This window comes from Microbacterium oxydans (assembly GCF_000956525.1).
Lineage (GTDB): Bacteria > Actinomycetota > Actinomycetes > Actinomycetales > Microbacteriaceae > Microbacterium > Microbacterium oxydans_A.
Genome location: NZ_JYIW01000026.1, coordinates 121,464 through 133,038, shown reverse-complemented (window position 1 = coordinate 133,038; position 11,575 = coordinate 121,464). Strand labels below are relative to the sequence as shown.

Below are 11,575 nucleotides of genomic sequence, written 5' to 3'. Positions count from 1 at the left end.
CTTCTCCCCCTCCGGCCACCAGCCTATCGAGTGGAGAGATGCGCGTGGATGTTCTGTGCCAGCACAGGACCGATCCCCTGGACCTCCTCGATCTCGCCGGGCTGCGCAGAACGCAGCGCAGTGACGGATCCGAAGTGCTTCAGCAGCACCTTGATGCGTGATGCGCCGAGCCCTGGGACCTCTTCCAGCACGGTCGTGATGTCGTTGCGGCGGCGCTTGCGCTGGTGCGTGATCGCGAAGCGGTGTGCCTCGTCACGCAGCCGCTGCAGCAGGTAGAGCGACTCGCTCGTGCGAGGCAGGATCACCGGGAAGTCCTCCCCAGGCAGCCAGATCTCCTCGAGGCGCTTGGCGATGCCGCAGACAGCGATCTCGGAGTGTCCGGCATCTTGGAGCGCGCGGGCGGCGGCCTCCACCTGCGGCTTGCCACCATCGACCAGGAGCAGCTGCGGCGGGTACGCGAACCGCGGCTTGCGCTTGACCGTGCTCTCCACCACCACGTCCGCCGTGACGTCGACGATCACGCCGTCGGGGGTCAGCGCCGCGTTCTCGACCAGCACTGCGTCGGTGGACGATGCGTCAGGCACCCCCGAGTCGGGGACGACCGCAGCATCCGAGACCACGATGGGTTCCGGGCGGTCGAGGTAGGCGAGCCGACGGCGCAGTACCTGATACATCGAGTCGGTGTCATCGGTCGTCTCGGCGATGTTGAACGAGCGGTACTGGTCTTTGCGGGGCAGCCCGTCTTCGAACACGACCATCGAGGCGACCACGTTCGTGCCGCCGAGGTGCGAGATGTCGAAGCATTCGATGCGCAGCGGTGCCTCGTCCATGCCGAGTGCGTCCTGCAGGTCGGTGAGCGCCTGCGTGCGAGCGACGTAGTCGCTGGTGCGGCGAGTCTTGTAGCGGATCAACGCCTGCTGCGCGTTCAGGGTCGCCGTGCGCATGAGATCTGCTCGCTGTCCGCGTTGCGCGACGGCGAGCTCGACCTTCTTCCCGCGTCGTTCACGGAGCCAGGCTTCGAGGTCCGCTGCGTCGTCCGGCATCGTGGGCACCAGGATGCGGCGCGGCACGTCCTGCGCCTCGCCGTACGCCCGCTGCAGCACTTGATCGACGAGCTCACCAGGGGTGATGTCGATCTCCTTCTCGATCGTGAGGGCTCGTACACCTCGCACACGGCCGCCACGGATCACGAAGTGCTGCACGGTCGCAGCCAGCTCGTCCTCGGCGATGCCGAAGAGATCAGCGTCCTCGTCATGAGCGAGCACGAGGGCGCTCTTGCCGAGCACGGCATCGATCGCGGACAGCTTGTCACGGTACTTCGCGGCCGCCTCGTAGTCCATCGCCGCGGATGCCGCCTGCATCCGCTTCGTGAGGTCATGCTTGAACCGCTCGTCTCCGCCGGCCATGAATGCGACGAAGTCGTTCACCATCGCCCGGTGCTCTTCGATGGTCACCGTCATCGAGCAGGGGCCGCCGCACTTGCCGATCTGTCCGGGGAAACACGGCCGCCCGGTCTGCATCGCGCGCTTGTAGCTGGCGTCGCTGCAGGTGCGGATCGGAAACGCCTTCACCATCAGGTCGATGGTCTCGTGCACGGCCCATACCTTCGGGTACGGACCGAAGTATCGCGCGCCCGGGATCTTGTGGTTGCGCGTCACGATCACGCGTGGCGCCTCGTCGCCGAGCGTCACCGCCATGAACGGGTAGGACTTGTCGTCCTTGTACCGCACGTTGAAGGGCGGATCGAACTCCTTGATCCACATGTACTCCAGCTGCAGGGAGTCGACGTCGGTGGGCACGACCGTCCACTCCACGGAGGAGGCGGTCGTGACCATGCGACGGGTTCGCTCGTGCAGCGTGCGCAGCGGCGCGAAATAGTTCGACAGGCGCTGACGGAGGTTCTTCGCCTTTCCCACGTACAGCACACGCCCGGAGGCATCACGGAACCGGTACACGCCTGGGTTCGTGGGGATCTCCCCCGGCCTCGGCTTGTACGCGAGCACGTCGGCCATCAACTGGCCTTCCGTGCAGCGCGCCCTTCGCCGAGGATCTCCGCGAGGAACTGACCGGTGTGGCTCTCCTCGACGCGTGCGATCTGCTCCGGCGTGCCGGTGGCGAGGATCTGGCCGCCGCCGGATCCGCCCTCCGGCCCCAGGTCGATGACCCAGTCCGCGGACTTGATCACGTCGAGGTTGTGCTCGATGACGATCACCGTGTTGCCCTTGTCGACGAGACCGTTCAGCACTTCGAGGAGCTTTCGGACGTCTTCGAAGTGCAGACCGGTGGTCGGCTCGTCGAGCACGTAGATGCTGCGACCGTTGCTGCGGCGCTGGAGCTCGGTGGCGAGCTTCACTCGCTGCGCCTCACCGCCGGAGAGCGTCGTCGCCGACTGGCCGAGCCGCACGTATCCGAGGCCGACGTCGACCAGCGTCTTCATGTAGCGGTGGATCGCCTGAATCGGCTCGAAGAACTCAGCTGCCTCTTCGATCGGCATCTCGAGCACCTCGGCGATGTTCTTGCCCTTGTAGTGCACCGAAAGCGTGTCGCGGTTGTAGCGCTTGCCGTGGCAGACCTCGCAGTCGACGTACACATCAGGCAGGAAGTTCATCTCGATCTTGATCGTGCCGTCACCGGAGCATGCCTCGCAGCGGCCTCCCTTGACGTTGAAGCTGAACCGTCCGGGCTGGTAGCCACGCACCTTCGCCTCCGGCGTCTCGCTGAACAGCGAGCGGATGCGGTCGAAGACTCCGGTGTACGTCGCCGGGTTGGACCGAGGCGTGCGGCCGATCGGCGCCTGGTCGACGTGCACGACCTTGTCGAGGTTGTCGAGCCCGGTCACGCGCGTGTGCTTGCCGGGGACGGTGCGCGCACCGTTGAGCCGCGATGCGAGCACCTGGTACAGGATGTCGTTCACGAGCGATGACTTGCCCGAGCCGCTGACTCCGGTGACGGCGGTCAGCACGCCGAGTGGGAAGTCAGCCGTCACGTTCTGCAGGTTGTTGGCGCGGGCGCCGACGACGCTGAGCAACCGCTTCCGGTCGATCTTGCGACGCTTCTTCGGCATCGGGATCTCGCGGCGTCCCGACAGGTACTCGCCGGTCATCGACGCGCTGTCATCCAGGAGGGCCGAGTACGGGCCCGAGTGCACGACCTCGCCACCGTTGACGCCGGCGCCGGGCCCGATGTCGACGACCCAGTCGGCGGCCTCGATGGTCTCCTCGTCGTGCTCGACGACGATCAGTGTGTTGCCGAGATCGCGCAGCTTGATGAGCGTGTCGATCAGTCGACGGTTGTCGCGCTGGTGCAGACCGATCGACGGCTCGTCGAGTACGTAGAGCACGCCGGTGAGGCCCGACCCGATCTGCGTCGCGAGCCGGATGCGCTGCGCCTCGCCGCCCGAGAGCGAGCCCGCTGAACGGCTGAGGTCGAGGTACGACAGGCCGACCTGCAGCAGGAAGTCGAGTCGCAGGCGGATCTCGCGGAGCACCTGCGCGGCGATCTGCGCCTCTCGGTCGGTGAGACGGAGCTTCTCCATGAACTCTCGCGCGTCGGCGAGGCTCAGGTGCGAGACCTCTGCGATGGAGTGTCCGTGCACCTGCACTGCGAGGACCTCGGGCTTGAGGCGGTCGCCGTTGCACACCGGGCACGGGACCTCGCGGAGGTACTCGCCCCAGCGGCCACGCTGCGTGTCCGACTCGGCCTGCAGGTACTGGCGCTCGATGTACGGCACGACACCCTCGAAGCCGGAGGCGTAGCGCATCTCGCGGCCGTAGCGGTTCTTCCACTTGACGGTGACCTTGTAGTTCTCGCCGCGAAGAACGGCGTCCTGCACATCGGAGTGCAGCTTCTTCCACGGGGTGTCGAGCGAGAAGTCGAGATCGCGTGACAGTCCCTCGAGCAGCCGCTCGTAGTACTGGAACAGTCCCTTGCCCTGCGTGGTCCACGGGATGATGACGCCCTCGCGGATCGAGAGATCTTCGTCGCCGAGCATCAGATCGACGTCGACAGACATGCGGGTGCCGAGGCCCGAGCACGCGGGGCACGCGCCGAACGGAGCGTTGAACGAGAACGTACGCGGCTCGATCTCGGTGAGCGTGAGCGCGTGCCCGTTGGGGCAGGCGAGCTTCTCGGAGAACGTCTGCCACGCGTCGTCGCCGTCTCCGTCGACGTAGTTGATCTGCACCACACCACCCGCGAGGCCGAGCGCGGTCTCGACCGAGTCGGTGACGCGGCCGAGGATGTCGTCGGAGGCGACGAGACGGTCGACCACGACGGCGATGTCGTGCTTGTAGCTCTTCTTCAGCGTCGGCGGCTCGGCCAACTGGATGAGGTCGCCGTCGACGATGGCGCGCGAGTAGCCCTTCGCTCCGAGCTCGCGGAACAGGTCGACGAACTCGCCCTTCTTCTGCGACACGATGGGCGCGACGACCTGGTAGCGGGTTCGCTCGGGCAGTTCCATCAACTGGTCGGCGATCTGCTGCACCGTCTGACGCTGGATCCGCTCGCCGCACTCGGGGCAGTGCGGGATGCCGATGCGCGCCCAGAGCAGACGCATGTAGTCGTAGATCTCGGTGATGGTGCCGACGGTCGACCGCGGGTTGCGGTTCGTGGACTTCTGGTCGATCGAGACCGCGGGGCTCAGGCCTTCGATGAAGTCGACATCAGGACGGTCGACCTGGCCGAGGAACTGGCGCGCATACGCGCTCAGCGATTCGACGTAGCGACGCTGCCCTTCGGCGAAGATCGTGTCGAATGCGAGACTCGACTTTCCCGAACCGGACAGGCCGGTGAACACGACGAGCGAGTCGCGCGGAATGTCGATGTCGACGTTCTTCAAATTGTGAACGCGGGCACCACGAACACTGAGTTTTCCTGGGGTGACGACGGGGACGATAGGCACCGCACAAGTCTACGAGGGGCCACCGACATTGGGGCCGCCCCTGCCTGGGAGCCTCAGCCGAGCTCGACCCGACGACCCACGAACGGGCCGAGTCCGTCGCGGAGCGCGGATATCTCGTCGACGTCCATCCCGACCGCTGACATGACCTGTCGAGGAACATCCATCGCCCGCTCGCGCAGCGTACGACCTGCGGATGTCAAGGTGATGTCGAGCCTGCGCTCGTCCTCGCTGCTGCGCTGGCGAGCGATCAATCCTTCGACCTCGAGCCGCTTCACGAGCGGCGATGCCGTGGCCGGCTCGAGCGCGAGCTCCGCCGCGAGATCATTCAAGGTGCGGGGGTCCCGCTCCCAGAGCGCCAGCATCACCAGGTACTGCGGGTGGGTCAGGCCGAGCGGCTCGAGGATCGGCCGGTAGATCGCGACGACGTTGCGCGCCGCGGTCACGAGCGCGAAGCAGAGCTGGTTCTCCAGACGGAGGAGATCATCGGATGCCGTCACGATGGCAACTATACATTGACACTAATCATTAGTACACTAATGAACATGTCCAAGGATCACACTCGTCCCCCGCTTCGCGACCGCATCCGTGATGCCGGCGGGTTGTACGCCTGGGTGAACACGAACCTGATCCGCCTCGCGGGCCCAGCATCCGTCGGCCCTTACGAGAAGACGCCGCCGCCCACTCCGGCCGAACGCGCAGAGCGTGCCTGCCCGCTGTGCGGCGCGCCCATGAGCGAGCACGAGATCGATCGTTCAGGGCCGAAGCCTCTGATGCACTGCCCCTGAGTCCTTCGGAGGGCAACACTCTGCATGCGCAACGCACGAATCAGTGCAGCAGTGGGGAATCCTCCCGAGCGATGTCGAGCCACTCCATCAAGAGCTCGTCATCGGCGGTCGCCTCGGGCGACACATCGAGCCATCCGGTGCCCATGGTACGTGGTCCCATCACCGCGGTCGCGACCCCTGGTCGCGTGACCAGTGCCGCGCCGTTCTCCTCCAGCACCCGGACGAGAAGCACGCCACCGGAGCGCGCACCGACCAGGATGTGCCCGTCGATGAGGAACGCACGCGTTCCGAACATGCGCTTCTCCTCGACATCGTCACCGACGCCGAGGAGCGCCCGCACACGGTCGGCGAGCTCCTCCCCCGATGCGTCCATCTCCGCTGCCTCTCGTCCTCGACTCAGGCGTGCCCTGCGCGCTCCATGGCTCGCAGTTCCTTCTTCATGTCCTGCACCTCGTCACGCAGACGCCCGGCAAGTTCGAACTTCAGCTCTGCGGCCGCAGCGAGCATCTGGTCGGAGAGATCCTGGATCGTCGCCTCCAGCTGCTGGGCGCCTTCCGCAGCGATACCGGTGCGGCGCAGATTGGGCGTCGGCGACTTGCCCTTGCCCGTCGCGCGTCCGCGACCGGCGAGCATGTCGGCCGTGTCGGCGCCTTCGCGCGCGAGCACCTCGGTGATGTCCGCGATGCGCTTGCGCAGCGGTGTCGGGTCGATGCCGTGCTCGAGGTTGTAGGCGACCTGCTTCTCACGGCGACGGTCGGTCTCGTCGATCGCCTTCGCCATCGAGTCGGTCATCTTGTCGGCGTACATGTGCACTTCGCCCGAGACGTTTCGGGCCGCACGACCGATGGTCTGGATCAGCGACGTACCGGAGCGCAGGAAGCCCTCCTTGTCGGCATCAAGGATCGCCACCAGCGACACCTCAGGCAGGTCGAGCCCTTCGCGGAGCAGGTTGATGCCCACCAGCACGTCGTACACGCCCGCACGCAGCTCGCTGAGCAGCTCGACGCGGCGCAGCGTGTCGACGTCGGAATGCAGGTAGCGCACGCGCACACCGTGCTCGCCGAGGAAGTCGGTGAGCTCCTCTGACATCTTCTTGGTCAGCGTCGTCACGAGCACGCGCTCGTCACGCTCGACGCGGATCCGGATCTCCTCGAGCAGATCGTCGATCTGCCCCTTCGACGGCTTGACGATGATCTGCGGGTCGACGAGCCCCGTCGGACGGATGATCTGCTCGACGATGCCGTCAGCGATGCCCATCTCGTACTTGCCCGGCGTCGCCGAGAGGTAGACCGTCTGACCGATGCGGTTCTTGAACTCGTCCCAGCGCAACGGACGGTTGTCCATCGCGCTCGGCAGGCGGAACCCGTGATCGACCAGCGTGCGCTTGCGCGATGCATCGCCCTCGTACATGGCCCCGATCTGCGGCACGGTCACGTGCGACTCGTCGATCACGAGCAGGAAGTCGTCGGGGAAGAAGTCCAACAGCGTGTGCGGTGGCTCACCGGGCATCCGCCCGTCCATGTGGCGCGAGTAGTTCTCGATGCCGGAGCAGAAACCGAGTTGCTGGAGCATCTCGAGGTCGAAGGTCGTGCGCATGCGCAGTCGCTGCGCCTCGAGGAGCTTTCCCTGGCGCTCGAACTCGGCGAGGCGTTCCTCGAGCTCGTGCTCGATCGTGCCGATCGAGCGCTGGATGACGTCGGTGCCGGCCACGTAGTGCGAAGCGGGGAAGATCGGCACGGCGTCGAGCTTCTCGATCACCTCGCCGGTGAGCGGGTGCAGCGAATACAGCGCCTCGATCTCGTCGCCGAAGAGCTCGATGCGGATCGCGTGCTCTTCGTACACCGGGATGATCTCGATCGTGTCTCCCCGCACCCGGAAGTTGCCTCGGGAGAAGTCGACATCGTTGCGGTTGTACTGCATCGCGATGAACTGGCGGATCAGCGCATCGCGGTCGTACCGCTCCCCCACCTGCAGCGCCACCATCGCGCGCAGGTACTCCTCGGGAGCGCCGAGACCGTAGATGCAGGACACCGTCGAGACGACCACCACGTCGCGCCGGCTGAGCAGCGAGTTCGTCGTCGAGTGGCGGAGTCGTTCGACCTCGGAGTTGATCGAGGAGTCCTTCTCGATGAAGGTGTCCGTCTGCGGAACGTATGCCTCTGGCTGGTAGTAGTCGTAGTACGAGACGAAGTACTCGATCGCGTTGTTCGGCATCAGCTCGCGGAACTCGTTCGCCAGCTGAGCGGCGAGCGTCTTGTTGTGCGCGAGCACGAGCGTCGGGCGTTGCACCTGCTCGACGAGCCATGCGGTCGTCGCGGACTTTCCGGTACCTGTGGCACCGAGCAGCACGACGTCTGTCTCGCCTGCGTTGATACGCGCCGCGAGGTCGGCGATCGCCTGCGGCTGGTCGCCGGCCGGAGCGTATTCGCTGATGACCTCGAAAGGGCGGACACTGCGCGTGGGTTGCATACTTCCAGCGTAGGCCGCACCTCCGACATCGGGGCCGGTTGCATGTCACGCCGTCGTCGAGGGCGTCCCGCATTCCCCGTGGCTCGCGGAACAGCATCCCCAGCAGACTCTCCCCCGGCGCGTCCCCACGCCCGGGATCAAGCGGAACCAGCACTCCCCCCACCTAGAGTGAGAGCGTGATCGAGTTCGTCGTCGGCTCCAGCCTCGCGGCAGCCGCAGGCCTGAACGCCTGGATGCCGCTGTTCCTGCTCGGACTCGCAGACCGGCTGTTACCTGCGGTCGAGCTGCCCGGGGGCTGGGCGTGGCTGTCCAGCGACATCACCCTGTGGATCATCGGCGCGCTGCTGCTCCTCGAGATCGTCGCCGACAAGGTGCCGGCACTCGATTCGGTGAACGACATCGCGCAGAGTGTCATCCGCCCCGCCGCCGGTGGCATCGCCTTCGGCGCGGGTGCCGGCGCGCAGACCGTCGCCGACCCCGGGTCGTTCTTCACCGACGGTTCGTGGGTTCCCGTCGTCTCCGGCATCCTGATCGCGCTGGCCGTTCACGTCGTGAAGGCGACGGCGCGCGTCGCCGCGAACGCGACCACCGGTGGTCTCGCGGCGCCGGTCCTGAGCACGGCAGAGGACGGAGCGTCGTTCCTGCTCGCGGCCGCGGCCATCATCGTGCCGGTCGTCGCCGGCATCCTGCTGATCGGACTCGTCGTCGTCGCGGTCGTGCTGCTTCGACGGCGCGCGCACCGTCGTCGCGCGAAGGCTCAGTCGGCCGGAGGTACCCAGACATAGGGCGTCGTCGTCGAGACTTTGATGAGCCCCGATCGCTCCAGGATCGGCCGGGAGAACTCGGTCGAGTCCGAGTGCAGGTAGCGCTTGCCACGAGCCAACGCAGAACGCGCCCGCTCCGCCGTGAGTGCGCGGTAGATCCCGCGTCCGCGCCAGTCCGGCAGCGTCGCGCCGCCCCACAGCCCTGCGAACTCGGTGCCGGCGACCGGCTCGAGGCGCCCAGCACTCACGATGCGACCCTCTGCCTCTGCGATCCAGAGCTCCACATCGTCATCCGTTCGCAGCCGCTGCGTGGTCGTCTCCGCGCGCACCTGCCAGTGCGGATCGCCGAACACCGCGCCCTGCATCTCCTCCATCGCCCAGACGTCCGCGTCAGTGCGGGCGCGGCGGATCCGGATGCCTTCTGGTACCGCGACCTCCTGAGCCAGCGACGCCGCCTCGCCGATCATGATCGACTCCGTGTCCTCGGCGACGAACCCACGTGCGGTGAGCGCCTCGACCAGCCCTGGCGCGCGGTCATGACCTCGGGTCTTCCACTCGACCTCCACGATGCCGTCCTGCGCAGCGAAGTACTCGACCGCCATCTCGACGAGCGCAGCGATCTGCGCGGCATCCGCGTCCTGCAGGTCTGCGTAGCTGACGAACCCCCGACCGCCGGAGAACACGGCCATGCGCAACGGGCCGCTCACTGTGGTCGACAGCGCCTGCGCGGTTTCCGTATCAGTGCGCAGCTGTTCGTCGTATGCCGCGAGGAGGGGGTGGGTCATTCCCCCACTCTTCCAGAGGCCGCTGCTCAGACGCGCCCCGTGCCGGCAGATCGCAGCCCGACGACGGCTATCGTGACCGCCGCGGCGCACATGATCGTGATCAGAATGACGAACCACAGCCAGCTCACGCCCCCGAAGACGAGTCCCAGAGCCCATCCGAACAGACTCGACCCCGCGTAATAGCCGAAGTAGTAGAGCGACGATGCCTGTGCCCTGGTCTCCGGCGCTGACGCGACGGGCGCCCAGCCGGAGGCGATCGCGTGCGCCCCGAAGAACCCGGCCGTGAACAGGATGAGTCCGACCAGCACGACGGCGATCTGCGGCACGAGCATCAGGAGCGCCCCGGAAGCCATGATCAGCGTGGATCCGATCATGACCGGATATCGCCCGTGCCGCGATGCCAATCCCCCGGCCCAGGGTGACGACACCGTGCCTGCGAGGTAGGCCACGAACAGCAGTGTGACGAGCCAGGCAGGCAAGAGGAACGGCGGAGCCGAGAGGTGGAAGCCCAGGTAGTTGAACATCGCGACGAATGCGCCCATCAGAAGAAAGCCCTGGGCGTAGACGGCGAGCAGCGTGGTCGAGCGCAGCGGGAGGAGCAGCCTGCTCCACACCGGCCCACTGCTCTCGGAGCGGAGCCGGTGCGGCACGAAGCCCTGCGACTTCGGGGTCAGCCACAGGAAGAGCGCTGCGGCCAGGGCGCAGGCGATCGCGACCGCCCAGACGCCGGTGCGCCACCCGGCGATCTCGCCGATGACGCCGGCCACGACCCGGCCGAACAGTCCGCCGACCGTGGTGCCTGCGATGTAGCTCCCCGCGGCCGCAGCGGCGTACCTCGGGCGCACCTCTTCGCTCAGATAGGCGAGCGCGACGGCCGGCACGGCGCCGAGCGCGACGCCCTCAGCAGCGCGCAGCACGAGGAGCAGCGGGATGCCGGTGCTCAGCGGCGCACACAGCCCGAGCAGCGTGGCCGCGATCACGCCGATCGCCATCGCAGGGATGCGTCCGATACGGTCGGCGACGATCGACCACGGGATCACGGCCGCGGCGAGTCCGAGCGTCGCGGCGGAGACACTGAGCGCGGCGGTGGCCGGCGAGATCCGGAGGTCGACGGAGATCTGCGGCAGCAGCGCCTGTGTGGAGTACAGCTGCGCGAAGGTCGCGACGCCTGCGAAGAACAGACCGGCGATCAGGCGACGGTAGCTGCCGGAACCCGGTGCATGGCCGGTGAAGGGCTCGGCGGTCACCGCGGGCGGATCCGCTCCCAGAGCGCGTCGGTCTGCGTGCGCGTCTCGGCGATCGTGCCGGCGGTGTCGATCACCACATCCGCGATCGCAAGTCGTTGCTCGTCGGACACCTGCGCTGCGATGCGAGCATCGGCAGCCTGCGCATCCATCCCGCGGATCTCGATCAGCCGCCGGCGCCGTTCGGGTTGAGGCGCGTGGGCGACGACGATCATGTCCCACGGGTCGTCGACGCGCGCCTCCACGAGCAGCGGGACGTCATAGATCACGACGGCTCCCGGGTCAGCAGAGCGAGCTTCCTCGAACCGGCGCTGCGACTCGGCTCGCACAGCCGGGTGCACGATGGCGTTGAGTCGCGCGAGGCGCTCGGGGTCGCCGAAGACGGCAGCGCCGAGGGCTGCACGGTCGAGCGCACCGTCCGCGGTGATGAGACCGGTTCCGAACTCCTCGGCGATGCGCTGCAGCACGGGTGAGCCTGGCGATTGGACGTCTCTGACGATCTGGTCCGCGTCGACGATGACGGCTCCGTGCTCGGCGAGACGCCGCGCGATGGTCGACTTCCCCGACGCGATGCCGCCGGTGAGTGCGATGAGAGGCATGCAGCAAGTCTAGGGACGGAACGCGAAAC

At 67.0% G+C, this 11,575-nt stretch carries 10 protein-coding genes; 2 read left to right on the top strand and 8 right to left on the bottom strand.

Annotated elements, in window-relative coordinates; all coding sequences use genetic code 11:
- Positions 1-23 precede the first annotated feature (23 nt).
- From uvrC to RS83_RS13170, 3 genes are read right to left on the bottom strand one after another with little or no spacing between them, the layout of a single operon-like run.
- A complete protein-coding gene (uvrC, locus tag RS83_RS13180) occupies positions 24-2,012 on the bottom strand; it encodes an excinuclease ABC subunit UvrC (protein ID WP_045279998.1) in 1,989 nt (662 codons plus the stop codon).
- Complete coding sequence (gene uvrA, locus RS83_RS13175) at positions 2,012-4,900, bottom strand: excinuclease ABC subunit UvrA (RefSeq protein ID WP_045279997.1); 2,889 nt, start codon at positions 4,898-4,900, stop codon at positions 2,012-2,014. Before uvrA ends, uvrC begins: the two co-directional genes overlap by 1 nt.
- Before the next feature lie 53 nt (positions 4,901-4,953).
- Positions 4,954-5,397, bottom strand: a complete 444-nt coding sequence (locus tag RS83_RS13170; protein WP_045279996.1) for a MarR family winged helix-turn-helix transcriptional regulator — start codon at positions 5,395-5,397, stop codon at positions 4,954-4,956.
- A 45-nt stretch (positions 5,398-5,442) separates the two neighbouring features.
- On the opposite strand from RS83_RS13170, the gene RS83_RS13165 reads away from it, so the two are divergent.
- Positions 5,443-5,685, top strand: coding sequence for a hypothetical protein (locus tag RS83_RS13165; protein ID WP_419760988.1), 243 nt, complete (start codon positions 5,443-5,445; stop codon positions 5,683-5,685).
- 40 nt (positions 5,686-5,725) lie between these two features.
- Here RS83_RS13165 and RS83_RS13160 read toward each other — a convergent pair whose 3' ends face one another.
- Both RS83_RS13160 and uvrB read right to left on the bottom strand, forming a co-directional pair.
- Positions 5,726-6,058 carry a TfoX/Sxy family protein gene (locus tag RS83_RS13160; protein WP_045279994.1) on the bottom strand — a complete coding sequence of 111 codons (333 nt, stop codon included), beginning with the start codon at positions 6,056-6,058 and terminating at the stop codon, positions 5,726-5,728.
- A 23-nt stretch (positions 6,059-6,081) separates the two neighbouring features.
- A complete protein-coding gene (uvrB, locus tag RS83_RS13155) occupies positions 6,082-8,154 on the bottom strand; it encodes an excinuclease ABC subunit UvrB (RefSeq protein ID WP_045279993.1) in 2,073 nt (690 codons plus the stop codon).
- Between the two features lie 176 nt (positions 8,155-8,330).
- Between uvrB and RS83_RS13150 the strand changes: the two genes are divergently transcribed.
- Entirely contained in the window at positions 8,331-8,939 is a 609-nt protein-coding gene (locus RS83_RS13150; RefSeq protein WP_045279992.1) for a DUF4126 domain-containing protein, read from the top strand.
- On the opposite strand, the gene RS83_RS13145 is transcribed toward RS83_RS13150, so the two are convergent.
- Genes RS83_RS13145 through coaE form a run of 3 tightly spaced genes read right to left on the bottom strand, consistent with a single transcriptional unit; the run spans position 8,912 to position 11,546 of the window.
- Positions 8,912-9,703, bottom strand: coding sequence for a GNAT family N-acetyltransferase (locus RS83_RS13145; RefSeq protein WP_045279991.1), 792 nt, complete (start codon positions 9,701-9,703; stop codon positions 8,912-8,914). The genes RS83_RS13150 and RS83_RS13145 overlap by 28 nt on opposite strands.
- Positions 9,704-9,729: 26 nt before the next feature.
- A complete protein-coding gene (locus tag RS83_RS13140; RefSeq protein ID WP_045279990.1) occupies positions 9,730-10,950 on the bottom strand; it encodes an MFS transporter in 1,221 nt (406 codons plus the stop codon).
- A complete protein-coding gene (gene coaE / locus RS83_RS13135) occupies positions 10,947-11,546 on the bottom strand; it encodes a dephospho-CoA kinase (RefSeq protein WP_045279989.1) in 600 nt (199 codons plus the stop codon). Before coaE ends, RS83_RS13140 begins: the two co-directional genes overlap by 4 nt.
- Positions 11,547-11,575: the final 29 nt, after the last annotated feature.